Origin of the sequence: Bacillus nitratireducens (genome assembly GCF_001884135.1) — a bacterium.
GTDB classification, from domain to species: Bacteria; Bacillota; Bacilli; order Bacillales; family Bacillaceae_G; genus Bacillus_A; species Bacillus_A nitratireducens.
The window spans coordinates 1-25,417 of the sequence record NZ_MAOC01000069.1; the positions used below are offsets into that span (position 1 = coordinate 1).

At 33.6% G+C, this 25,417-nt stretch carries 27 protein-coding genes; 5 read left to right on the top strand and 22 right to left on the bottom strand.

Features of this window, described 5'->3' with window-relative positions; all coding sequences use genetic code 11:
• Positions 1 to 311: 311 nt before the first annotated feature.
• From BAU23_RS17895 to BAU23_RS17940, 10 genes are all read right to left on the bottom strand, one after another.
• On the bottom strand, positions 312 to 632 hold the full coding sequence (locus BAU23_RS17895) for a PTS sugar transporter subunit IIA (protein ID WP_000437094.1): 321 nt from the start codon (positions 630 to 632) through the stop codon (positions 312 to 314).
• A 113-nt stretch (positions 633 to 745) separates the two neighbouring features.
• Positions 746 to 2,044, bottom strand: a complete 1,299-nt coding sequence (locus tag BAU23_RS17900; protein WP_000770437.1) for a PTS sugar transporter subunit IIC — start codon at positions 2,042 to 2,044, stop codon at positions 746 to 748.
• Between the two features lie 33 nt (positions 2,045 to 2,077).
• The gene (locus BAU23_RS17905; protein ID WP_000038011.1) at positions 2,078 to 2,860 is read right to left on the bottom strand and encodes a histidine phosphatase family protein; all 783 of its coding nucleotides are present in this window, start codon (positions 2,858 to 2,860) and stop codon (positions 2,078 to 2,080) included.
• 87 nt (positions 2,861 to 2,947) lie between these two features.
• Positions 2,948 to 4,240: a prolyl oligopeptidase family serine peptidase gene (locus tag BAU23_RS17910; protein ID WP_071734919.1), complete on the bottom strand. Its 1,293-nt coding sequence runs from the start codon at positions 4,238 to 4,240 to the stop codon at positions 2,948 to 2,950.
• Between the two features lie 38 nt (positions 4,241 to 4,278).
• Positions 4,279 to 4,581, bottom strand: coding sequence for a PTS sugar transporter subunit IIB (locus BAU23_RS17915; protein WP_001244592.1), 303 nt, complete (start codon positions 4,579 to 4,581; stop codon positions 4,279 to 4,281).
• 350 nt (positions 4,582 to 4,931) lie between these two features.
• On the bottom strand, positions 4,932 to 5,753 hold the full coding sequence (locus BAU23_RS17920) for a MerR family transcriptional regulator (RefSeq protein WP_000760112.1): 822 nt from the start codon (positions 5,751 to 5,753) through the stop codon (positions 4,932 to 4,934).
• 175 nt (positions 5,754 to 5,928) lie between these two features.
• On the bottom strand, positions 5,929 to 8,133 hold the full coding sequence (locus BAU23_RS17925; RefSeq protein WP_071734920.1) for a helix-turn-helix domain-containing protein: 2,205 nt from the start codon (positions 8,131 to 8,133) through the stop codon (positions 5,929 to 5,931).
• A gap of 129 nt (positions 8,134 to 8,262) precedes the next feature.
• Positions 8,263 to 9,621, bottom strand: coding sequence for an MFS transporter (locus BAU23_RS17930; RefSeq protein WP_000836226.1), 1,359 nt, complete (start codon positions 9,619 to 9,621; stop codon positions 8,263 to 8,265).
• Between the two features lie 276 nt (positions 9,622 to 9,897).
• Positions 9,898 to 10,539: a hypothetical protein gene (locus BAU23_RS17935; protein ID WP_000679129.1), complete on the bottom strand. Its 642-nt coding sequence runs from the start codon at positions 10,537 to 10,539 to the stop codon at positions 9,898 to 9,900.
• A 21-nt stretch (positions 10,540 to 10,560) separates the two neighbouring features.
• Positions 10,561 to 11,028 carry an NUDIX hydrolase gene (locus BAU23_RS17940; protein ID WP_071734921.1) on the bottom strand — a complete coding sequence of 156 codons (468 nt, stop codon included), beginning with the start codon at positions 11,026 to 11,028 and terminating at the stop codon, positions 10,561 to 10,563.
• 190 nt (positions 11,029 to 11,218) lie between these two features.
• On the opposite strand from BAU23_RS17940, the gene BAU23_RS17945 reads away from it, so the two are divergent.
• Positions 11,219 to 12,010: a DUF4240 domain-containing protein gene (locus BAU23_RS17945; RefSeq protein WP_071734922.1), complete on the top strand. Its 792-nt coding sequence runs from the start codon at positions 11,219 to 11,221 to the stop codon at positions 12,008 to 12,010.
• Positions 12,011 to 12,069: 59 nt separating this feature from the next.
• On the opposite strand, the gene BAU23_RS17950 is transcribed toward BAU23_RS17945, so the two are convergent.
• Entirely contained in the window at positions 12,070 to 13,107 is a 1,038-nt protein-coding gene (locus BAU23_RS17950) for an SDR family oxidoreductase (RefSeq protein WP_071734923.1), read from the bottom strand.
• A gap of 255 nt (positions 13,108 to 13,362) precedes the next feature.
• Positions 13,363 to 13,716 (bottom strand): hypothetical protein, encoded by a 354-nt coding sequence (locus BAU23_RS17955; protein WP_071734924.1) that lies wholly within the window; start codon positions 13,714 to 13,716, stop codon positions 13,363 to 13,365.
• Between the two features lie 173 nt (positions 13,717 to 13,889).
• Here BAU23_RS17955 and BAU23_RS17960 point away from each other — a divergent pair, with 173 nt between their 5' ends.
• Positions 13,890 to 14,645 carry a CPBP family intramembrane glutamic endopeptidase gene (locus BAU23_RS17960; protein ID WP_071734925.1) on the top strand — a complete coding sequence of 252 codons (756 nt, stop codon included), beginning with the start codon at positions 13,890 to 13,892 and terminating at the stop codon, positions 14,643 to 14,645.
• 183 nt (positions 14,646 to 14,828) lie between these two features.
• On the opposite strand, the gene BAU23_RS17965 is transcribed toward BAU23_RS17960, so the two are convergent.
• Genes BAU23_RS17965 through BAU23_RS17980 form a run of 4 tightly spaced genes read right to left on the bottom strand, consistent with a single transcriptional unit; the run spans position 14,829 to position 17,535 of the window.
• Complete coding sequence (locus tag BAU23_RS17965) at positions 14,829 to 15,770, bottom strand: serine hydrolase domain-containing protein (protein ID WP_001192446.1); 942 nt, start codon at positions 15,768 to 15,770, stop codon at positions 14,829 to 14,831.
• A 23-nt stretch (positions 15,771 to 15,793) separates the two neighbouring features.
• Positions 15,794 to 16,684 (bottom strand): AraC family transcriptional regulator, encoded by an 891-nt coding sequence (locus tag BAU23_RS17970; RefSeq protein WP_000446062.1) that lies wholly within the window; start codon positions 16,682 to 16,684, stop codon positions 15,794 to 15,796.
• Between the two features lie 48 nt (positions 16,685 to 16,732).
• Positions 16,733 to 17,203 (bottom strand): GNAT family N-acetyltransferase, encoded by a 471-nt coding sequence (locus BAU23_RS17975; RefSeq protein ID WP_016129786.1) that lies wholly within the window; start codon positions 17,201 to 17,203, stop codon positions 16,733 to 16,735.
• A 17-nt stretch (positions 17,204 to 17,220) separates the two neighbouring features.
• A complete protein-coding gene (locus tag BAU23_RS17980; RefSeq protein ID WP_083583378.1) occupies positions 17,221 to 17,535 on the bottom strand; it encodes a DUF3980 domain-containing protein in 315 nt (104 codons plus the stop codon).
• A gap of 189 nt (positions 17,536 to 17,724) precedes the next feature.
• Between BAU23_RS17980 and BAU23_RS17985 the strand changes: the two genes are divergently transcribed.
• Positions 17,725 to 18,192, top strand: a complete 468-nt coding sequence (locus BAU23_RS17985) for an NUDIX hydrolase (RefSeq protein WP_000623998.1) — start codon at positions 17,725 to 17,727, stop codon at positions 18,190 to 18,192.
• Between the two features lie 18 nt (positions 18,193 to 18,210).
• Here BAU23_RS17985 and BAU23_RS17990 read toward each other — a convergent pair whose 3' ends face one another.
• Positions 18,211 to 19,122, bottom strand: a complete 912-nt coding sequence (locus tag BAU23_RS17990; RefSeq protein ID WP_071734926.1) for a DMT family transporter — start codon at positions 19,120 to 19,122, stop codon at positions 18,211 to 18,213.
• 124 nt (positions 19,123 to 19,246) lie between these two features.
• On the opposite strand from BAU23_RS17990, the gene pdxR reads away from it, so the two are divergent.
• The gene (gene pdxR / locus BAU23_RS17995; protein ID WP_016129790.1) at positions 19,247 to 20,689 is read left to right on the top strand and encodes a MocR-like pyridoxine biosynthesis transcription factor PdxR; all 1,443 of its coding nucleotides are present in this window, start codon (positions 19,247 to 19,249) and stop codon (positions 20,687 to 20,689) included.
• A 92-nt stretch (positions 20,690 to 20,781) separates the two neighbouring features.
• Here pdxR and BAU23_RS18000 read toward each other — a convergent pair whose 3' ends face one another.
• Entirely contained in the window at positions 20,782 to 21,555 is a 774-nt protein-coding gene (locus BAU23_RS18000) for a GNAT family N-acetyltransferase (protein WP_071734927.1), read from the bottom strand.
• 163 nt (positions 21,556 to 21,718) lie between these two features.
• Between BAU23_RS18000 and BAU23_RS18005 the strand changes: the two genes are divergently transcribed.
• Positions 21,719 to 22,159 carry a YaiI/YqxD family protein gene (locus BAU23_RS18005; protein WP_000708786.1) on the top strand — a complete coding sequence of 147 codons (441 nt, stop codon included), beginning with the start codon at positions 21,719 to 21,721 and terminating at the stop codon, positions 22,157 to 22,159.
• An 86-nt stretch (positions 22,160 to 22,245) separates the two neighbouring features.
• Here BAU23_RS18005 and BAU23_RS18010 read toward each other — a convergent pair whose 3' ends face one another.
• Genes BAU23_RS18010 through BAU23_RS18025 form a run of 4 tightly spaced genes read right to left on the bottom strand, consistent with a single transcriptional unit; the run spans position 22,246 to position 25,309 of the window.
• A complete protein-coding gene (locus tag BAU23_RS18010) occupies positions 22,246 to 22,560 on the bottom strand; it encodes a DUF3892 domain-containing protein (RefSeq protein ID WP_016129792.1) in 315 nt (104 codons plus the stop codon).
• A gap of 49 nt (positions 22,561 to 22,609) precedes the next feature.
• On the bottom strand, positions 22,610 to 23,620 hold the full coding sequence (locus tag BAU23_RS18015) for a sensor histidine kinase (protein ID WP_000768498.1): 1,011 nt from the start codon (positions 23,618 to 23,620) through the stop codon (positions 22,610 to 22,612).
• Positions 23,617 to 24,288, bottom strand: coding sequence for a response regulator transcription factor (locus tag BAU23_RS18020; RefSeq protein WP_000666450.1), 672 nt, complete (start codon positions 24,286 to 24,288; stop codon positions 23,617 to 23,619). The genes BAU23_RS18015 and BAU23_RS18020 overlap by 4 nt, the downstream gene beginning before the upstream one ends.
• Before the next feature lie 34 nt (positions 24,289 to 24,322).
• A complete protein-coding gene (locus BAU23_RS18025; protein WP_071734928.1) occupies positions 24,323 to 25,309 on the bottom strand; it encodes an alpha/beta fold hydrolase in 987 nt (328 codons plus the stop codon).
• Positions 25,310 to 25,417: the final 108 nt, after the last annotated feature.

Here is a 25,417-nt window from a genome sequence, read left to right on the forward strand (position 1 = left end):
TAACATAAGAGAATAGTAACGTGCTTTTAAGTTTAAGAATAGTCTAAATCCTTAAGTTGATGGATGTGTGGAAGCCCCCCATAAAAAGTCTTTTTTAAATGAACTATTGAGCATAATTTTTACCTGTCCTTTTCAAAAATAGTATTGTTATAGTTTGTTGATTCCGCTATTTGTGGGCAGTAAAACTCCCACCTCAAAATTCAGGTGGAGCAAAGTAGTTAGGTGGGAGTCGGGCTGCCCGTAAATGCCCGATCGGTGAGGGCTGATAATCAGTGGGATGAACCCCCCACTGATTAAAATTTCACTTTATATTAAGCTTGTTTCACTAAAAATGTTTCATAAACACTAATTAGCTCTTCCGCTATTATTTTAAATCCTTCTGCACTCATTAATTGATCTTCTGCATGTGCTAACAATAAGCTTACTTCTACTTTTTCACCAGCTGCTTCTCTACTAATCAGTCCAGCATGCGCTCTATGCCCTTCAATGAAAGTTTCACTACCCTCATTCATTAATTGTCTTGCTTGTTCAAAGTTACCCATTTTTGCTTCTTGAATTGCTTCAATATAGGAAGATCGTGCGCTACCTACTGCTGATATAATTTGAAATACTACTAATTCATTTTGTTCCATAACTATTCTCCTAACATTTTTTTATTTTTATTATTTAAAAAGCAATCAGTGAGGTTTAGCTCATTCCCACTGATTACTAGCCCGAAATAATCGGGCTTTTGAGGGACTCATTATTATTGTTGTGCTGCTTGTTGTTCTGCCTCATAAGCTTTCTTATCTCCCATTTTAAAGAACGGATAATATAGTAGAATTTGAGAGATAATAATTAATACCGTCATGATTAATAGTAACCAACCACCAGAAATATAACCTGCAAATGGTGCTGGTGTTACCCATGGCAATTCAATAAGTGGATTAAAGGTAGATAAAATTCCCGTGATTTTAAGGAATACGACACAAATTAACCCGCCAACTATTGAAGATGCTACTAATGGAATAAAGTAGATTGGATTCAGAACAAGCGGTAATCCAAATACAATCGGCTCATTAATATTAAAGATATTTGGGACGATACCGATTTTCCCAAGTGATTTATATTGCTGTGACTTCGCAAATAGTAGATTTATTGCTAAACCTAACGTATTTCCTGTTCCACCAATGGCAACTGCAAAATGCATTAAACTAAATCCTAAATAAGGAATTTCCGCAAAAGGTGTTCCTGAAGCGAAAGCTGTAATTGCTGCCGTAAATAATGGAGCCGTCGCACTATACCATACATTTATGATTGGAGCTGGATGTAAACCGAAGAACCAACATAAATTCATAAAAGTAAAGATAGCAATAACTGACCATACAGACGATCCAATTACTTTTACAGGTAACGAGATTACTTGACTTACAAAGTTAAAAATATTTTCATATGGAGTATAGCCAAATATTACTCTAATAAAGAAGATAAGCGTGAAAATAATGATTGAAATAAATACTGGATTAATCGCATCAGCTACCATAGGTGGTACCGATTCTGGTAATTTTACTCCAATATTTTTTCTTTTTAATGCACAGTACAATTTACCGGTGAACACGCCGACAAACATGGCAACGAATATTCCATCACTACCTAAATACTGATTTAAAATGGCTGGTATTTGTTCTTCTCCAACTTTAATTGACATTGGCATTAAGCATAAGAAACTACCTAATGCTATAACAGCAGCTGTCATTCCGTTCATGCCTTCTTCTTTCACATAAGAATAAGCGATAATGACAACCATATATACTGCTAACAAGCTAAGTGTCGCACTAATCATGTCTTGCATGTGCGTATATAAACCAATTTGAATTAAAAATTCTTTCCACCCTTTAAATGGTAGATTACCTAAAATAGCAAACAATGTAACACCAATCGTAACAGGAATCGTCATCATCATCCCTGATGTAATAGCATTCACTACTTTACTATTTCCGAGATAATTTGTTAGTGGTGTGATGATTCGTTCTAATCCGTTTCTTATCCCTTCTAACAGCTTCATAATTACCTCCAACATTTCTGACTTTTAATTAATTTACTTTTTTCCTTTTTCTACGTAGCTCATATCATTTACAGATTGAACTTTATATTTCCCATCTTTATATACAACTTTTGAAACACTTGCATTTCCTAACCCTTCTTCAACCTCATTTAAAGATTCAGGAGATATTGAATATAATAGATCCATTAAAGATATACCATGTGATACAACAAGGACTTCACCGCCGCCATCTTCTGCTACTTCTTTTGCAATTTTATCAACTTCGTTTTTCATTCTCTTTGTGACTGTTTCAGTATCTTCAGCCTGTTTACTCTTATCGATCTTCGCTGCAGTTTTTTGCATAATATCGATGTCGAAATTATTCATAAATTCTTCATGGCTCATATTATTTGCTTGTGCAAGTTTTTCCCGAAAAGTATGATTTAACTCCCCTTCAAACTCACCGAAACACACTTCACGCAAATTTTTACTTTGATTGATATTCATATCTTTATTTCCACTTTGATCTAATACAATTTTCGCAGTTTCTATTGCACGTCCACTATCGCTACTATATGCCTTTTCAAACTTAACTTCTTTCAAACCTTTACCAAGATACTCTGCCACTTCAACTCCATCTTTAGTAAGGGGCGCATCTGCCCACCCCTGTACTCTATCAGTCGTGTTTAGCATCGTTTTCCCATGCCTTACTAAATAAAACTCAACCGGCTTTTCTTCTTTTTTCTCTTTCACTTTTTGGTCTTCATTTGCTGAACATCCAAATAATGAAACTGTTAAAGAAGCTAACAAGCAAAGTGATACTATCTTTTTACTCATTATGAATTCTCCTTATGGGCTTATAAAAATGTGCATGCACCACCTACATGAGTAGAATGCTATTTTTATAATCAAGATATTTAAAAATTATTTTGACTGATTAAACAACCAATTTATCATCTCTTTATCCTGCAAAGCTGGTACCCAAGAGAAGTGTCCCATCGGTTGAACGATTCCAGTTGGATATTCTGTATATTTGACCAAAGAACCACCTAGTTCTTTAATCGCTTGTACAGCATCTCTGCTATATCTCACATCAACTAGCGGATCATCTTCTGCATGGAAGACCCAAATTGGCATATCTTTAATATCTTTGAATACTGAAGTATCTTGCATCGGTTCATATTCACTGACAAGCTTATTTTCCGGCAAATCACCTATTCCACAAATCGGAACAGCAGCTGCGAAAAGATCTGGGTTCTTCTTAATAACATTCCAAGTCCCAATTCCACCATTGGACATACCAACAACATATATACGATTTTTATCAATATCATATTTATCGATGGTTTCTTTGAGTAAATTCAACATAGTAGAATAGTTAGGTTCCTCGGTCCAATATGCTGTAAGGGTTTCAGTTGCTTTAACCTGAGGAGCTAACACATATGCAGGGTTTTTCTTTTGCTGTTCTGGATTAGCCCACGCTACAGCACCCTCATTCCCTACGACTTGCATATAGTTGTCATTTCCACGTTCACCTGATCCATGTAAAAATAAGACTAATGGATATTTTTTGTTAGCCTCTTTTTTAGGCTCAAAAAGTCTATATTGCATTTTGCTTCCAGATGTATCTTGATATACCCCTTTTTTAAAATCATCTACAACTGGAGTAACTACATTTGAAATTTTATTTTTCTGTTCGGATGCTTTAAAATTTGCACCATCTTTTGTCTTAATATCTTTCATAAGAGATAATTTATAGTCTAAATTATCTCTTGTGCTTAAAAATTTTTCTTCATTAAATGTTGAGGTAGATGCATATTTTTCGTTTTCATCTAATTCGATTACAACGTATTGTCCGTCTTTTGAAGTCTCTGATACCTCAGCTTTATTATTTGTGTACACTTTATTTATTTTTCTATTTTGAGGCTTCCCATTCACTTCCACCTCAACTTTGAAACTATCTTTTGTTAATTTTGAGCTATCTATTGTATCTCCAAAATCACAAACGACGGTAGCTCCTACTTCACCATATGGAAGAACATTTGTTATAAGTGTTATATCTGAGTCTTTTAAATCCTTATCTTTACTTTCTGATGAACATCCTGAAAGTACCAAACCACCTGCCAAGCTCCCTATTACCATACATAAAATTGGAAATTTTCTTATCTTTTTCAGAAGATGACCTCCCTCAAAATATGTACTTTTCATAACTGACATAACTCGAAAGCTCGTGTATGTTCCCTATGTATAATCTTTTAATCACCTAAAATGTTTTTCACTTGCTCAATTACTTTTTTTCCATCTAACATGCCGTAAGCTGCCATATCAATCACTTCAATATGCTTTTCTGGCAATTGGCTTTTCACATTATTTAATGCATATCGAACTTGTGGTCCTAATAAAATGATGTCTGCTGTTGGCCCAACATTTTTTGCTTCAGTTAGTGCATAAGCATTAATTTCACAGTTATAACCTGCTGATTCTGCATACCCTCTCATTTTGTTCATTAACATACTTGTAGACATACCTGCATTACATAAAAGTACGATGTTTCTCATAATAAAAACCTCCAATATTTATTTTAAGTGCTTTGCATACTTTCTATTTCTGCAAGCGCTTTCTTCATAGGTTCAATATAAACTATGGTCTAAGACTAGGGTCAATAGCTTAATTTAATTAATTCATTTATTTTGTATAATTTGTATAAAGTGTAACTTTAATCAATGGGATTTTGTTCATTCCCTACTGATTATCAGCCCATACCAATCGGGCGTTTACTGCCCATAAATAGCTGGATAAACCTAGCTAAACACCGTATAAAAACTCTTTTGTTTCAAAAAAAATGCATGTAACTGTAGACTGTGTCTAACAATTACATGCATTTTTTCATTTCCTTCTCTACTTCAAGTCACTTTGTACCGTTTGATTTAATAATAGGAATCATAATAATATAATGTTCAACTGTTTTGTCTTGACTCTTTGTTTCACAAACATATCGACATAAAACATCTCCATTAAGAGCGTATCCCTGTTCCTGCATAATATGGAATGGTTCATCTAATATCAACGATGATAACGGTTCATCCACGTCTTTTTCATATAAATAATTCAAGCACTCTCCCATAGGTATTTGAATAACTGAATCATCCATAGGTAATTGACATTCTTTCATCTTTGATTCAGAGATAGCCATTACCCAGTAACTATTATCTATATTTTTCATTTTATATTCTTCAAGTGGAATACATAATGCTGTGGAAACTGTTGGCAAGAAATTTAACCATTTCTTTAATAGAGGATTTACACATAACCTTCCTTCATTTAAATGAACATGTTTGAGAAAATAATAAGTCTCAGCTTGTTTTATAACCCATCGCCTATCTTCTTGTTTATATTCGTTTAATAAGTTCATAAATTCATTTATTTGCTTTGTTTCTAACTCTAACTGTTTTATTGCTTCATTTTTTTCAGCTATTTTATCATTACATTTTTTCATTATGTCATCATACTCTAAACCGTTAAAAACCGATCCAATTTCTTTTACATGAAATCCCATCTGTCTAAAGCTTCTAATTGCTAAAAATACTCCAAAATCCTCATATGTATAAAATCTAAAACCGTTATCTTTGTCTTTTTGTGGTTTTAGGAACCCTTTCTTTTCATAAAACCTTAAAGCATCTATTGAAACTCCAAATTCCTTTCCTACTTCTCCTATTTTATATTTCTTCATGCATATCACCTTCAACTCTATAATTCCTTTTAAATACCTATATAGTGTAACAAGTTTTGAAAAACAATTATATAAAAATAAAGTGCAACTTTAATCATTGGGATAAAAGAGATTTCGGATAAAGGTGAAACCTCCTTTTATCAAAATAGAACATCACTGAAAATATAAACTTCTATTACCCTACTACTTCCCCGTGCATATCATAAAGCTTCAACGCCATCATTAAATTAAATCTAACTTCAGCATGATTTAAATCAACTGAAATGAGCGATTCAATTTTTTCTAGCCTGTATAAGAGTGAACTTCTATGAATAAAAAGTTCTTCTGCAGCACTTTTTACATTTCCATTGTTTTGTAAGAATACATGTAATGTATTATATAAATCAATATTCTTGCCTTCTGAATATTCAATTAGCGGACCGATTTGTTTCTTAACAAAAAGATCTACAGCTGTTGAATGATTTAAATGATGTAAAATGGCATACGATCCTAGATCTTCAAATAGTGCAAACCCCTGTTTGCGGAAGCGACTATCTAAAATATTTAAAGTCTGTATAGCTTGCTGATAACTAGTATAATAATCTTCCAACTGTTTTGTAACACCGCCAATCCCTAATAAAACACGACAGCCTATAGGTGATGAGCCAATCCATTTTTTTATGCTATAAAACATCGATTCCCAAAATGTATCTGCGCCCTTTTTCTGATTTTCAATTGGAACAATTAAAAGTTGTTCATCGTTATGGGATACTGCTAAAATGCCTGTCCCTAGTTCTGGAACACGCGTCTTAATCAAATCCCATATAAGTGACTTTTTCGCTTGTTGTTCGAGTAGGTTTCCTTTCTTTAATTCTTTCTCATCGAGTGAAATTGATAATACCGCGACTCGATGTTTTTTGAAAAGATCCCATTGATACAAGTTTGCATATTGCAAAATATTATCTCGGTCCTCAATTCTTTCAGTTAATAATTTACTAATAAAGCTGTCTTTCATCTGTTCTTTCGTATCTAGAACGAGCTTTTGTTTAATAAACTGGATGGAGCATATATTTCGGGCTAAATCAACCGTTAATTGATCAAATTCATCCATCCCCCCGCTATTTCTTCGTACTGCTAAATATCCTAAAAAATTACCGCCCCCATTAATGATCCAAAACGAAAAACAATAATCACTATTATTCGGATCATGAATTTGGAAAGTATCAGTAAATCTTTTCTTTTTACGTTCTTCTCTTGTTAGTTCAGCTAAATGTTCTGCTAAGCGACTATCCTTTTCATCATGAAATGCTATTGGTTGCATAAATCTATCAAAAATAAATACTGTATCTTGAAATAGATTACCAAGCATTGTTGTAATGCCTTCAAAATTATTATCATCGACCGTTTCTTTTAATAATGCTTGCTGATAATCTAATAGAAAATGAAGACGTTGCTTATGCTCTTTCTCACCATTATATAACCTTGCATTATCTAGTATAGTTGCTAAATGATTTGCAATCATTTCAAGTGATTTCGCATCTGCTTCCGTAAAAAACCCTTCGCATTCCTTTTCAACATGTAATACTCCAATTGGTTTCATATCAATAATGATTGGAGCAGTATACTGTTCACCACCAATCGTTTCAAAAAATGGAAAGTGTTCTTTTAATACATATTTATCCTCAACCATAATTTTGTATGGCTTCTTCATTTCTCCATATGAAGGTGCTTGAAAAACAAAACAGTTTTCAGTCTCGTTATATAAATAAACACAAGCAAAATTCGAATTTGTTTCATTTCCGGCTTTAGAGGTTACCTCATATACATGATTTTCTAATGGAACATCTAGCGACAGATTTTTACTAATCCATCCAAACCCTTCAATTTTTTTCAACTGTGACTCTTTTTGTCTCGCTACAGCTATTGCCACTGCTATATCTTTTCCAAACTCTTCAAATGAAATTTCCATATCTAAAAGCGGGATATGACTTGAAAAGGCGACAATACAAAAACCAAAATGCTGGATATCATCTTTTAATGGAACAGTAAACCAAGTCTCCACCCCAGCATTTTTCAAAGTTTCAGATAGAAGACACACTTCTGGTAAATCTGCCGTTTGATCCGTCATGCTTTGGTATTGTAGTTTGGAGGAACATTCATCAGAATGAAGTGGAAACGCCGAAGCTAAAGAAGTTAAATTACCACTCCAGGCTTTTGGCAAAAATTGTCCACCTTCATTAAAAATTACAGCGACGAAATCACAATGTAATTCCGCGCAAAAGGAATGAGTTAAATATTGAAGCGCCTCTTCTTCCGTATCAATTTTAATAAGCTGGCGTGATGTATTTCGCAAATGATATTCTATTCTTTTCATTAATCTCTCTCTCTTATTACTAGACACGCCCAATCCCCCATTTCATCTTTCTATCTATTGTATAAGAAACGTTACATAAAATAAAAGTAAATATTCTAATTACTCACTGAACAAATGCAAATCCCGAAGAAATGTATCCCCGGGATTGATCATTTACTATTTTGCTGTAGTTACATTATTATCTCTACTAGTGATTTCTTTTTTCTCTTTATAATAAATCCCGTGTTCTTCTTTCACAAATAACAATGCTATACCGCCAATTACAGCAGCAGTCGCAATTGCTGCAAAATTATATTGAGGCAATAAATGCATGGAAAGTAGAATACCTATCAAAGTTGGAGCTACCACACCTCCAAGACGCCCAAAGGCCATTGTACTTCCTACCGCTGTTGAGCGCATATTACTAGGATAATATTGAGAAACAAATGCATTTGACATATTTTGTAGTCCAACAGAAGAAGCACCAATTACTGAAATTAACAAAAATCCAACAAACATATTATTTACAAATCCGATGAGTGATAATGCAATTGCTCCACAGAAAAATAATGGGACAAGTACTTTTTTAAATCCAATTTTATCTACTATTGGACCGAATATGAGAGTTCCAATGATAGCTCCGATTTGCATGACAGCTGTAAATGAGAGACTTGATTTAAGATCGTATCCTGACTGCATCATAAGCCTTGGTAACCATGTACTCATAGAGTAAATGAGTACGAAAGCACTAAAACATGAAATCCAAAACATAATTGTACTTACGGCGCGCTTTTCCTCAAATAACTTAACAACAGGAGAACCTACTTCTTTAGTCGGTCGTTTTGTAAATTCAATTGCCGCATCTTTACTTAACTCTGGATTTACCTTAGCTATTACTTTTTTCGCTTCTTCTATTTTTCCTCTCATTAAAAGAAAACCAATAGACTCAGGAATACTTTTCATTAAAAACGGGATAAACAATAACGGAATTCCTGCTAACCAAAAAACTGGCTCCCATCCTGCTGTCGTAAGAAGGGAACGACTTGTAAGTGCCGCTACCATTGCTCCAATTGAATATCCGCAAAAAATAAATGATACGATAGCAGTCCGAACTCGTTTTGGCGAGAATTCTGTTGCTATAGCAATTACATTCGGCATAACTCCGCCAAGCCCTATACCTGCGATAACACGAAAAATCGCAAACATTACAGGACCGTTCGCAAAACCAGATAGACATGTAAATAGACTAAATAAGATTGTAGTTACTATTATGATATTTTTACGACCTATTTTATCAGCTAATAAACCAAAGAAAGCAGCACCAATTGCTGTTCCTATAGCTGTATAACTACCAATTGCCCCTGCTGTAACATCCGATATTCCCCACTCTTTAATGAGCGAAGGTACTGATGCTCCATAAATAACAGCATCATATCCATCAAATGCAATTACGATAAATAACCAAAATATTAACCAAATATGCATGGAATGAATACGGCTTTCGTCTATCACATTCATCGGGTTAATCGATTTCATCTTAATAGCCTCCTTATATGGGAATCTTCTTTTCTTGTACCTCAACAACAGTAAACGCTTTCAATTACCTCCCTTAAGTTTCTAAATATTTTTCTGAATTTTCCGTATTTAAATTGTAATAATTACTATTAAAAATTGTTATCCGTTTTTTATAGGAAATAGAAAAGTAATATTCCTCTTTAATGCGGGCGTTGCCTCATAGGAATTAAAGTTTGAGCATAAAAAAGAGGCGCAATAAGCACCTCTTTTACATGTAAATCAATAATTATTATTCATTCAATCTTTTATTGTTTCTTCCAGTTTCCCTATCATTTTTGCTATAACTGTAATTGAATTCTCTGTTTCAAATTCCCCAACATTTAAAGAATGATTAGCGTTCTTAACAACATCAATTTTTAAATTCGTTTTATGTACTTGATTCATTTGATGTACATTGTATTGATGATCTTTGTCTCCAATTACTAAAAGCCCTTCATGACGACTATGTAAGATCGAATCAAAAATGGAATCAAAAGTTAGTAAAGGTGTAAGTAGTATCATTTTTGACTGTGCAAATTCTTCTCTCTTCATTAAATCATTTGCAATCGGGATTGTTCCGAGTGATTTTCCTAAAAACATCGAATCGTTGTATTGTCCATTTCTTAGCACTTCATTAATGATAGGATTAATATCATCCATCATTACTTTCGTTACTTCTTCCATTGGTTTTTCCATTAACTGTCCATCGTAGGAATAATGAATATGTACTACATCTATTTTATTTTCAAGCATAAGCATCGTTGCATAATAAAATAACGGCTTGTCATAATTGTAGCCTGAGCCTGAGAACATAAAACAGATTGTATTAGAACCTTTTTCGATATGTGTGTAACGAATGACTTTATTATCTATATGTATCTCTTTTTTAGTCCCCTTCACCGTTTTCCCCTCCAAACACGCTTATTTTTGCAAAACGATATGTTCTGTATGAATTGATATATCCTTTACTTTATCTTTTATAAACGCTGGCTGTAAGTTATACGCATCTAACTCTTCTACCGGCACCCACATAAATAAATACCTTCTACCTTCTTCTTCTAGAATATATTGATCAGCCCCATTTGCAGGTAACTCATGCAATTCTACTTCATAATAAAAACTAATCTCATGAAACTTTCGCTCAGAAAGTGTAAAGAAATTTTCTACTGACCATATTAATCTCTTCACCTTAATAGGAACAGCTAATTCTTCAGCAAGCTCTCGTTTTAACGCATCTTCACTACTTTCTAGCATTTTCACTCGTCCACCCGGTACATACCAAAAATCTTCACTGTCACCTTGCAGAATGAGTATTTTATTATCATGTTTACAAATTGCTCCAACGCGGTAATTAAAACATGTTTCCTCTACTTTAAATGTAAGATCCACAACGAATCCCTCCAATGTATCATTACAAAACTATTATGTATGTGCTGTACAAATAAGATTACTAAATTTTTCTATTTCATTCAATAATTTTCGAACTTTCCGAAAACTACACTTACCTTTTTGTCATTACAGGTATTTATACATATGTTACAATCACAATGCACACTAGAAAAGCACTATGGGGGTACAAATGGAAACGTTATTAATCCAGCAAACTGAGAAATCAAATAAGTTTTGGAAAATCGTTGTGAAAGATAGAGACTACGTTGTGTTTTACGGAAAAATTGGCACAGCTGGTAGTGTGAAAGCGAAAGAATTAGAAACAGAAGAAGAATGCATAAAAGAAGCTAACAAACTAATCGCTTCCAAACGAAAAAAAGGATATACCGACCCTATTCTAGGGAAAGATTACATAAAAGAAAAAACGATAACAGAAGAAAATTTTTGGGAACTACTTGCTCGTGCAAAATCGAAAGGCGAAGACCAAGAAGAACAAATAGAATGGCTCACTTCTCACCTCGCTAAACGTACAGTACATGAAATTGTAGCTTTTGACACACATATGCACCATATTTTAAAAGCCTCCTATACGTCTCACTTATGGGCAGCTGCATATATAATTATGGGCGGTTGTTCGGATGATAGTTTTGATTACTTCCGCGGGTGGTTATTGTTCCAAGGAAAAGAAGTTTACGAAGCATGTATTGAAGATCCAGAACGGTTAATTCCTGTATTAGAAAATTTGAGTGAGTATGATGTTCCAGAAATTGAAGAACTTACGCTATATTTCGGACAAGAAGTATATATGGAGAAGACTGGGGATGAAGATGATACATACTTTACACTATACCATGTCTTATCAAATGAAGAATTTGAGGAAGTTGATATCGAGTTAGACTGGGATGAAGATGACGAAGAAGGTTTGAAAAAGATGTTTCCTAAGCTATGGGAAATGTACGGGGAAGAACCGATTGAGTGGTAGACTAATATTAGGACTCTGTTTAACCAATAGACAGAGTCCTTTTTTCATAGGATTCTTATTTAACCTCTCTTTATTTCATACCACTTATCTAACAGCACCTTTTCTCTTTCAATTGAAATACCTGCCTTAAATTCCCTACCTTTCGTTTCTTTCATCCACTCATACACGTCTGTAACTGTATCTTCTAATCTTCTTAAAGTAAGACCCTCTTTAACTGCGCTCTCTATATTAATAGAGAATCCACCTTTCCACGGATCTGTTTCACCTTCTAATGAAAAAGTTTCGGGAAGCCATAATGGCATTTCCGTCCATGGATGTACTTTATTTTCATGCATAAACGATTCATCAACCCAAACGAATTCAGCATCGCTATTCGTAACTTCTTTACACGTATTTAATAACTCTTCCATCGTCAATTCATCTTTCGGACCCGTTACATTAAATGTACCTGCTTTATTGTTTTCTGCCATGTTTAGTCCCCAGTTTGCGACGTCTTTTATATCAACTATCTGCACTGGACGGTCCTTTCTTCCTGGAACTAACACTTCTCCTCCCTTTGCTACACGCCCAATCCAGTATGGAAGCCGATCTGTATAATCAAACATCCCTGAAAGAAGTCCTGCTCTTACGTGTAAAACACGCCCCGGCCAATACTTCTCTGCTTCTTTTTCACACAATACTTTCAGCGCACCGTAATACTCATAAGGAGAAACTTCATCATTCTCCACAGCCTTTATTTGATCACCCGTTGGTTCGGGTTGTAAAATATAACTTTCTTTTATATGATGCGGAATCCAATCTTTATAAACGGAAAGACTTGAAATGAATATATAATGCTTTATATTATCCCGTAAGACTTCTCCAACATTTCTAATGTGATGCGGAGAAAATCCACACGTGTCGACTACCGTATCCCATTTTCGATTTTCTAAACTTGAAACATCATCATTTCTGTCACCGATTAACTGCTCTACTTCAGGAAAAACTTCTTTATTCGTTCCGCGATTAAATAATGTAACTTCATGTCCTCTTTTTAAAGCTTTTTCTACGAAAGCTCTTCCTAAAAAACGTGTACCACCTAGAATTAAAATCTTCATGTTTCTCCCCCATTCATGATTGAAAATCCTTTCTTTTGTTAAACGATTTTTTGTTGTGAAAAGTTACGGGGGATTTGTTGTTTTACTTCAATTAAATATTTAACTATTTTCGGACCGTGACCTCATTATATAAGAAAAAACAACAGAAAAGTTAGAATATTCTTTCAATTAACGTTTTTACGTATTTTTTACATTTACTCTACCAAAATGACATAAATTCTAAATTACGCTATTTTTAAAATTGACTGCTGATTTTCATAAAAACAATGCTCCTATCAAATTGACAGGAGCATTGTTTTTTTTCAACCCCCATTTACTTTTATACATTTGAATTGAAATTATCGAAATCAAACTAAGCAACCCCATAAATAAACAAATCGCACCTAGAATTGTATAAGAATTTCCATATCCTTGTAATAAAGCTAAATACGTACTTGTATCCATATGACCGCCCTGCTCTGCAACAGATTCACTTGCTGCCTTACTCCCCATTTCTGGTGCATTTATTAGTACATACACACCGATAATAGCTACTAATGCTGAAATGATTTCTACAACATTAGACTTTGTCATCATACCCTCACCTTTCAAACAACGCCTTTTATCCATCTAGTGAAGTCTCTTTCTATCTCTTACTATACTAGCAAAAAAAAGAGATATAATTTAATCCCCTTCTCTATTACTAGAATCAACAATATGAAAATATTCATTCTGTCTATTTCCATTTCATATATAATTAAAATATCCAATATTTGATTAACAAATTATACGTACTTAGGTAGGTGATAAATATTAATAAAAACATAGTTTATCATTCAACATTTTACATTTATTCTCTCACATCGTTCTTTTATATCTTTTTGCTAAACATAGAAAATGGTCGTAGTTATTTGGGTTTCACGATGGTTGTTCCGTTGTTAGCCGTTCTTTTATATCAAAAAGCATATAAGAAACAAGAAATTTTTCATACATTTGGCATTTCACGTCCAACATTAAAATCACTAATTTTCTCCATTTTATTCCCACTACTTCTAGGTCTATGTCTCCATTTCTATTTTTATATTTATAATATACAGTTCTTATTTAATCACTGCAATGAATTGGGATTTCTCCTACTCATTGGTCTTACAATTGCAGCTTTGTCTGCATTTTTAGAAGAAATCATATGGCGTGGAAATTTTCATTACCATTTACGAAAAAAATATTCATTAAAACAAACAGCAATCATTACTGCATCGCTTTGGTCTTTATGGCATTTACCAGTATCAATCTTTTATAAAAACTATGAATTATGGTTTGTAGGAATATTAAGCTATCTATCATTATTATTTATATTATCTATAATTTTGACGTATATGAGAGAGTATGGTCGTTCTGTAATACCACCCGCTATTTTACACGGTATGTTTAATGTATTTTATTTAACAGATGGAGTAGAAACGAAATGGGATTTTAGCCTAATGGAATTAATTAAATTTATCTTGCTGGCAATTGTGTTTGGCATGATGTATCTAATACATCGAAAAGTTAAAAAATAGTTAAAAGTACCTAAACAAATTATAAAGTACTTCAACACCTTGCAATTATTCAATAATCGTATAGGTGTTGAAGTTTTCTAATCTTAGTTGAACAACTTGGTTAATAAAACACTTTTTTCTATCATGAAGAACAAAACAAGTTTAACTAAACCTTTCATTCTTATTTTTATAAAAATAACCATATTAATCTTTTAAATAAGGAAATATGCACTCTTTAATTAACTTCCATCTATCCCCTGCATTCGGTATGACTTCAGAAGCAATCGCCACCACCAGTTCCTTCTCTGGTACGCAGCAAATCATATTCCCACCATCGCCCATTGCACAATATGAAAAGATACCATCTTCTTCTCGTAACCACCATAAGTAGCCATATTGATTCGGATTCATCGCTATTGATTCTTTTACCCATGATTTTGAAAGAATTTGTTTCCCCTCATAAGTACCTGCGTTTAAATATAATCGTCCAAACTTAGCCATATCTTTAACTGTTAACATTAGTCCCCAGCCGCCCGTCGAAATTCCATTTGGATCGTGAACCCATCCCTTTACATCTTTTCCGAATAAGTCATCGAATCCAAATGCTTTCATATTGTAGTTTGGAATTTCTCTCATGCCGAGTGGCTGAAATAAGTATTCATTCGCAAATTCACGCGCACTTTTTCCTGTTACACTCGTAATAATTGCTGATAGTACATGTGCGCCTGCCGATGAATATTTAAAAGGTCCAATTTCTCCACCTTTTCCTGCCCTATTTAACGTATACTTCACCCAGTCCATTTGTGTACATAGTTCTTCTAACGGTTCCTGCCAGTCTATATAAGGATATGGAGCTGTCATTGTAAGTAGATGCCGAACTGTTACTTCAGATGCCTTAAGATTATATTCAGGAAAAAACTCTATTACTTTTTGATTTACACTTTTGATATATCCTTTATCTATACATATCCCAATTAACGCAGAGATTATCGTTTTTGTGACCGACGCTATATGAAATGCATCATTTGGACCGTGACCGTTATAATAGTTTTCAAAAATAACATTACCTTTCTGTACTACTAACATACCATTAACATTTTCATATTCTTCTTTTATAATCTGATCTAACTTTTCAGCAGTTTGCATCGTTCTTCCCCCTTAATCAATGATTAAAAAGGTTCGATAGGTACATATATATCAACTATATGTTTATTTTCCGGGTACTGCCTTGGATCATTTCTATATACTTCAAAAGGATACGAATCTCTCGGCTTATATCCGCTATTTGGAAGCCACTCACCGTATAAGAAATCCCATGCTCCTTTATATTCATCTTGGAATATTTCAAAATGACCTACCGCATACTTGCCTGAAGGTATTACCATTATTCCAATGTCGCTCGTTTCTACTGCGGACTCATCTGGAATTGTTATACATAGACTTGTTCTTAAATGATAGTCCTCAGTAAATTCATGATGATCGTGGTAAATGGTTAATATTTTCGTATCCTCAAATACATGATAGTTTTGCTCCGATGCGTAATGAAATAGTTTTTCTATCATTTTCGGAAAATCTATAGCTAAATCTTTATATGTACCTACATGTCTTATGTATGCGACGTTTACGTTGTCCGCTGTTACAATTTCGACCTCTCCTCGAACCTTCTTACACTCATTGTATTGAGAATCTTCGCTAACGTCTTTGCACTTCTTGCTATTGTGATTTCTATAGTGAGACGGACTTACTCCGTAATAACTTTTAAATGTCCGGGAGAAAACTGCTGAATCTGTGAACCCGAAGTAATACGCAATGTCTGTAATCGTCATATCTGTACGATAAGTAAGAAGGTGTGTTGCCCTCTCTAATTTCAAACGATTCACATACCGAGATAACGGCTCATCCATCATCCCTTTAAAAATTCTATGAAAATGAAATTTTGAAAAGCCTGCCACATTAGCTAAATCTTCAATTGAAAGTGAATCATTTATATGTGATTCTATATAGTCTTGCACTTTATAAACACGTCGTAAATACTCGTTTCTACTTTGAGAACTCTCCATATTTATCACTCCTCACAACAAAAAGGCTAACGTTAAGCTAGCCTCCTTTTACACATTTTTTAAAAATAGCACTCTACTACCGCCGTTCCCATCATAATTTGTATGTACCGATACACCCTCTATCTCATCATCCCCAGCCTCGATTCGAAAACCGATTTCTTGATGAAACTGTATCGAATTTTTATTAATTGGTGACGTAATTGCTTTTACAACTTTACGGTTATTTGCACGAGCGGCATCAAAGAAATAAGAATACAATGTCGATGCGATTCCTCTTCTTCTATACTTTGGATTTACACCGATAAAATGAACATATGCTTCATCTTTATATGTTTGTGAAAAGAATCCACATAAGAAACCTAACGTTTCGCCATCTTCTTCAATGATAAAACTCGTTTCTTGAAAGTGAACGAAAAACAATTTTGGCAACAAGGCAGCCATGTCTCTCCCGCCCCACCAATCATTTAAAACAGAATGAATCTTAACATAATCTTCCCCTTGAATGTTCCTTACTCGCATGTATTTCTCCCTCTCACTCACTTCATTTTTTCATAAATTTTAATGACTGTTTCTACTAATAGGATGAATACCCATATCCCGCAAAATACAAGAACAGACTGGAATAGAGAACCTAGCATAACTATACTTATTAAACCTAATTCTGATCCTGAAATTGACATTTCATCAAATCCTATATTATGTATAAATGGACCGGTTGAAAAAGCCATAAAAATAGATGCTATTAAATAAATCACACTCATTATTTTTAATATTTTTATAGAAAGATAAGAAGTTTGTTCTTGCTCCACTTGTGATAATTCGATTTCTCCGCTCGCAATTCCTTTTTGCAAACAGTCCTCACATTAAAATTCTTCCTTAATTTTTTTACCCCCATGTATTGTACCCGTTATCTCTTTACACCTTGAACATTTTCGATTTATCATGTTGTTACCACTCCAATCCATTAAGATTATACTTATACCATTCTGTATTTACCTTAATATCCCTTTTATGTATTTTATAGAGAAAGGTCGTGTTTTATGATTTCAAAACTTACGTTTGGCTCGAAAAAACATACCGTTCATTATGTATTAAGACCTAGTTGTTATGCGGTTATTTTCCATTCATCTTCTTCAATGATTGCTGTTATCCAAAAAGGAGACCGTTACTTTTTACCTGGTGGTGGTATGGAAGGTAATGAAACAAAAGAAGAATGTTTGCATCGTGAACTACTAGAGGAATTAGGATGGGCAATTGAAATGGATCAATATATCGGTAATGCAGCACGATATTTTTATGCAGAAAAGGAAGATACATATTATTTAAACGATGGGTTCTTTTATAGCGCAAACATGGTACATCAGCAAACTGATAACTGTGAAGAGGATCATGTTTTAAAGTGGATGTCTCCTATACTTGCTGTAGAAATTCTCATTCATGATCATCAAAAATGGGCCGTTGAACAAGCGCTTTTATTACGAAATAAAAAAGGATCTCCTTCTATATGAAAGAGATCCTTTTTACTGTTAGCTTACTTTTTTCAAATTGAGAGCTGGCTTTTTGATTCCGCCTTTTTTTACAACATATAAGCCGATAAAGATAATAAGTCCGCCAACGAGTTGCATCATATTGATTTGCTCTCCAATTGTTACAGCTGCAAAGATAACTGCGAACAATGGTACTAGATACATATAAACCATTACTTTCGTTGAGCCAATTTTACTAATACCGACATACCACATTGCAAGTCCGAAGATTGTCGCAAAGACGATTGAATATGCTAGAGAACCCCAGCTTGGCGTATCTACTGGCCACGTTAAAGAATTTACGTTGAATAAACAGTATATAACGAGAGGTACAATTCCAATTAAAGTAGACCATGATGTGACTCTCATTGCGGAGTATTTTGTAATAAGAGGTTGTGCTAATATTGGATACCATCCCCACGCAATTGCTGCGACTAATCCAATTACATTTCCGAGCCATGCATACTCGTATGTAGCTCCTCCTGTATGCCCTGTTAATAAAACGAATGCTGCACCAATAAACGCTATTATTGAACCAATTTGTACTTTTATCGAAAAACGTTCTTGTTTGTGTAATACTGCTAATATTCCTGTAAAAATAGGTGACATCGCAATTAATAATGAGGCGTTCGTTGCTGAAGTATATTTTACAGATAGCATAAACATCGTTTGATACATTGCCGTACCAACGATACCGACTGCTACTAATCGTAACCAATCTTTTCTTTCAATACGTAATGAGCGTTCCATCATAAAAGTAATAAGTAATAATACCGGTGATGCTACTAAAAATCGTAAACTATTAAATTGAATGGATGACATATATGCCACGCCATACTTTCCAATTGTATAATTTGCTCCCCATACTAATGCTACTGATACTAGGAGCCATTCCATTTGCCATCGTTTCATCCGAATCTCCCCTTCCATATTTAGCATAGTAAAATTGGCTGGATATAACACCGTCCAATTGGCTGTTTTTTTCCCCAGCCAATTTGTTATACTTAATGTATATAAGAGATGCGGAGGCGTTTGTATGGAATGGAAGCTAGATAACGACAGTAAAATCCCAATTTATCAACAAGTTGTTGACTTTATTGAGAAACGTATTACATACGGAGAACTTCCTCCAGGAAGCTTCCTCCCTTCAGAACGGAAATTAGCTACACAGTTAAATGTAAACCGAAGTACAGTAACAACTGCTTATAATGAGCTACGCGCTATGGGAATTGTAGAAAGTACGACTGGTAAAGGTACACGTGTAAGTACACATATGTGGGGCGTTTCTCCAACATTAACGCCGAACTGGAGAAATTTTGTAGAAGGTGGCACGTTTTTACCAAACTTACCGTTACTTCGCCATATTCGTGCGGAGGTACAACAAAATGAAAATATTATAGATTTTGCAAATGGAGAGCTCGGTTGTAACCTCTATCCTCACGATCAATTACAATCAATTTTACGAGAACAACCGTTAACTCATTCATTAAGTTATGATCACCCGCAAGGCTATCTCCCGCTCAGACAAGCGGTCGTAAAATATATGAAGGAATATTTAAAAGTTGAAGCGACTGAACAATCCATTATGATTACATCTGGCGCACAACAAGCACTTCACCTTATCGTGCAATGTTTATTAAATCCAGGTGATGCAGTTGCTTTCGAAAGTCCTTCACACTGTTATTCCTTACCGTTATTCCAATCAGCAGGTATCCGTATTTTCCCGTTACCTGTCGATGAACACGGTATTAATCCAGACGATGTGCAAGAATTATATAGAAAGCATCGTATTAAAATGATCTTTTTAAATCCAAACTTCCAAAATCCTACGGGCACAATGCTTCATCCTAACCGTAGAAAAAAACTATTATCACTTTGCGCAGACTTACGAATTGCGATTGTTGAAGATGACCCTTCTAGTTTACTTACGCTAGAAAAGAAACAACCTTGCCCTACTTTGAAATCAATTGATGAAAATGGAACAGTCATTTATGTACATTCCTTATCTAAAATGATTGCACCAGGTTTACGAGTTGGCTGGCTTGTCGCTCCGCAGTCTGTAGTAGAAAGGTTATCCGACGCAAGGCATCAAATGGAATTAGGTATGAGCATTTTCCCGCAGTGGCTTATGCAGCAATTTTTCGAAACTGTACCATTTCAGTCTCATATCGTACCGTTACGAAAACAACTAGCAGAAAAAAGAGACGTTATCGTTCGCGCCCTAAACGAGCAACTTCACGATAAAATCTCTTTTTCAAACCCGACCGGTGGTATATACATATGGGGAAAATTAAACGAACCGATAAACGAAAAACAACTTATTATGCAGAGTTTAAAACAAGAAATCGCCTTTATGCCCGGTAGTATTTTCGGTGCGAAAGATGGTTATATTCGTTTATCATATGGAAAAGTGAATATTGATCAAATTGAGGAAGGTATTTCTCGTTTACGTGAGGCTATTTTGGTTTGTGGAAAATAAGTAGCATCCTTACATATCGTCAATAGAATTTAATTAATTTTTAACTAAGTACATAAACTAAAAACCACTTTAGTTTATGTACTTGTATTGGTTCATTTTTTTATTTCAATAAAATATGTATCATAAGATTCTTTAAAAGTGTAGCCTATCTTTTTTGCTAGTTCAACAGATTCAGAATTTGCTCCATCCCAACTAGGATATTTCCCTCTATCTAAACAATCTAATATAAGTGCAGATGCTACAATCTTAGCTAAACCTTTTCTTCTATGTTCAGGATGACTCGCAATTTCAATCTCGATTCCATCATCAAATATACTAAATGATGTTGCAGCAGAAACAACTTGTCCTTCATTTAAAATGGCGTACCCTACGCCCCTATCAATAAAATCATCAATTGAATTAAACTGACTAGTAAAATCTTCTGATAGTGCATGGAATGAAGAAGACTTTGCTATATCTTTATCGATTTTTTTCACTTCATAATCTTGCGGTAATGTAGACAAAATATCCCGTATGTATTCTTTATCTAAATCGCCGGGGTTCTTATTAAATCTAAACCTTTGAAACTTCTCAATTGATCCTTTGTGAACAGTCTCTATCCGTTTTTTCCATTCATCCGAATCAACAATGGTAAGAGTAAAATCAGGTAGATTATATAGTAATTCATCCGCCTCTTCTGCGTTTGGATTCCCTGCGTAAAACACAAAAATTCCTACAGTTATTTGAGCAACAGTTGGATTTTCAGGATTGTCTACCCACGCACTTCCCATATGCCCTTGGAGATAGGAAAGTACAATAGTACTATCGAAATTCCCAAACATCCCAATTAACTTTTTCCTTACATTGTTATCTGCTTTATAAATCATTCCATTCCTTCTTTCTAAAAATTATTATTATTCCATCAATTATATGTTAGCATATAATTTTAAATATATACAATTTTTGTAAATTAAAATACAAATTCCTCGTTTGACAAAACCTAAATCTACCATTATCATCAACACGAACCTAGTTTTAGGAGTGATAAAAATGAAAATCTACGTTGATGCAGATGCTTGTCCTGTAAAAGATGTGATTATTTATGAAGCTACGAATGCTGAAATTCCTGTTACCCTCGTTACTAGCTTTTCTCATTATTCTAATGCGGAACAGCCATCAGGAGTAGAAACAATTTATGTTGATTCCGGAGCGGATGCTGCGGATTACCGAATAATGCAGTTAGCAAAAAAAGAAGATTTAATCGTAACCCAAGATTACGGTCTTGCTTCACTCGCTTTAGCAAAAGGCTGTATCGTTCTACACCATAAAGGCTATAAGTATACGAATGAAAATATTGAACAATTGTTACAAACACGGTATTTAAGTGCAATGGTTCGAAAAAGCGGCAAGCGTACAAAAGGGCCAAAACCATTTACAGCAGAAGATAAAGAGAAGTTTAGAGCGCTCTTTAAAAGTATAATCGCACTTTAAAAATGAACCGTCTATTTGCAAGGAAAACTTCGCAAAACAAAGAAGAGAATATCCAAATGAACATTCTCTTCTTGAGGTTTACCTGTTTAAAATGAAGGTAAATTATCTAAGTTATTTTCCTTTATCCCATCAGGTTCACTACGTATAATATCTCTACCATACTTATGAAATACGTCCACATGAGCTAACTTCCCTGATTTCGCTTCACTAAGAGCAGCTATATAATCTAACTCTCTTCCGCTACTTGTTTTAAAAGCAATTAAATCCCCATCATCATTTTTACGAACGGCAACAATTTGTTCTGCTCCTGAATTGACTTCATTGCCTACTTCAAATTGCGCTTGCTCTTCTCCTTGATGTAAGTAATCATTATAAACTTTTTCAAAGTCTTTTTTGTCCATAAATTTCACCTCCAACACATTTTATTAGTATGGTTGTGAGGTGTTGGTTTTATGTGCTTTTCTCTAAAACTTGAGTGTTTTCAAATGAAAACATAGTCCCCTCACTATTTGATTGTAAAGTGTATTTTACATTGAACATCTTTGATATATCTTCAATATTTTTTAATCCTATTCCCGTTCCTTTGACATTTATATCAAAGCCAATCCCATTATCTCTAAAGAAAACAATATCATTGCCTATGAGGATCTCAAGTTTTTTAGCATGTGAATGTTTAAGCACATTTTGCAAAATATTATCGAATAGCCTTTGAATCCATAACTCATTACTATTCCATACCAACTCTTTATCTTGTGGATTATATACTAATTCAATTTTATGAATGCTATACAAATAGCTCCATTTTTTAACCATGTTTTCTATTAAATTTTGTATATTCACTTCATCCTTCACAATATAAGTATTCTCTAATGTCTCTGTAGATTGCATATTAAATTCGTTAGTTAAATCACTTATATATTGTATCTGCCCATACATTGATTCAAGTACCGGTGCTTGTCCTTCGTATTCGCCTTCTAAATAATATAATTGTAATCTAACCGCTGTTAAGGGTGTATTAATATCATGCCGTAATTTATTTAATAGTTCCTTTTTTATTTGATCCTGTTGTTGTAGTTCTAATTCTCGATAAGTCGTTCTTTCTATAAGCAAGTTTACTGATTTAATCAGTTCCCCCATCTCATCATCGCTTTTGACATCTATTATATTTGGAATTTTTTTATCACTTGCTAAATCTCGAATCGTTTGATTTAATACATTAATTTTATTTAATAATGTATTAATTGATTTTGAAAATACAAAAGCTAATACTAATAGTGATAATAAAAATATGATTAACATAGTAGGATATGCAAAGGATTCATGAAAAGGAATGTTCTTGTTTTTAGTTTTAAAGGCAACATTATAAATTACTGATACAAAGATACTAATCGATAGTAATAACAATGGTACGCTAATAATAGCAGTGAATAGTAATAACTGATATTTCTTCTTTAATTTCATTTCTTCATAAAGGTATTTAATCTATACCCTTCTCCATATATGTTCTGAATAATGTTACCTGTTTTATCATCGATTTTGGTCCTAATTTTCTTTATATGTACGTTCATGATATTTTGATTTCTATCTTCGAGTTGCCATAAGTAATCAAAGAAGTGTTCTTTTGTTAGAATTCTATCCCTATTTTCATACAAATAGAAAAATATTTTTCGCTCAATCGCTGTAAACACAACTTCATCACGCAAACCATTAATGAAAACCCTTTTATATTCTGCATCTATAAATAAATGTTTAATTTGCGCGAAAGTACCATATTGATTACCTAACATTTTCTGAATTCTTAACAATAATTCTCGAGGATCAAAAGGTTTTATCATGTATTCTTCTCCAATGGTAAGACCTTTTAGTTTACTATCAATATCATTCCGAGCTGATAGAAATATGATTGGAATATTTAATCCTAGATTTTTTATTTTTTTTGTAATTTGATAACCATCTTCACCTGGTAACATAACATCCATTATGACTAAATCTATTTCATGAATTACATCAAGAACATTCTTTCCTTCTTTCTCCCAATACACTTTATACTTCTCACGCTGCAAAATTTTTTGTAATAAATCTCCTATCATCAAATCATCTTCAACAATTAATATGTTATATTCTTTCATTATGTAGACCTTCCATCACTAAAATAACAATAGTTTAGTTCTTCACCACTTTATTATTAATAAAATCCATTGCAAGTTTGTATATTTCATCAGGAGCGTGTAAATAAATACTATGTGTACCTTCAATTTTTTTCACATCAGCTATCAATAACTTGCTAGCAAACTCCTCATAATCTCTGTTTTTTTGCTTTGTATATTTCGAGTTTTTATTTTCCCTAGCAATCGCATCTATAAATAAAATTGGTGTTTCTTTTGGGAATGATAAGGAATTAGATTTGTTACTGTTATTGTAACTTTGTAAAAGTTCTTGCTTCATATCATCATTAAAAGCTTGTTTATATGAGAGCGCTTTATAAATAGTTTTTTCCTGTTCGGTTAAAAAGGATTGCTGAATTACTTCGGGATTATAAGTAATAGAAGGAGCTAATCGCTGAAAACCAATTTTCGTTAAAATATTCATCCCTTTTATTATTAATGAATCAACCTCTTCTATTTTATGAGTTACGTACTGATTAGGTAAACCAATATCTAATCCAATAATCCCTTTTACTTCACTTGAGTATTTTTGTGCCCAATAAATAGCCTCTATACCCGATAAAGAATGTGGCACTAAAATATAGGGAGGTTTATTCCCACTTCTAATAAGCGCTTTTCTCGTTTGTTCTAATATCGTATCAATATCTCTATCATCATGAAAAACATCACTGTATCCATAACCAGCCCTCTCAATTACAGAAATCTTGTTTTCTTTCGAAAATTCACTATATAATCCTTTCAATTCATAAACAGGAGCGGCAATTCCAGATCCGGCCATAAATACAAACGTATCCTTCCCGCTCCCCTCGTTATAAACATTCACTTTTTTATTATTGAAATTAACAATTTCCCCTTCATTGTTCATTAATTTCGATTCCATTCTTAATTGATAGTTATGATATATAAATACAGCGCCTGTTCCAAGGAAAATAATGCTACTACACACAAAAAATATAATCTTTACTATCTTCAATAATTTTTTCATTTGACACCCCTTTCAGCCTATACTGAAAGGGTACAATTTAAAAATAAATTTCTAATAAATTTTTCAAAATTAATATTTTCTCTTTGTTTCTAAGTATGGATTTCTTTT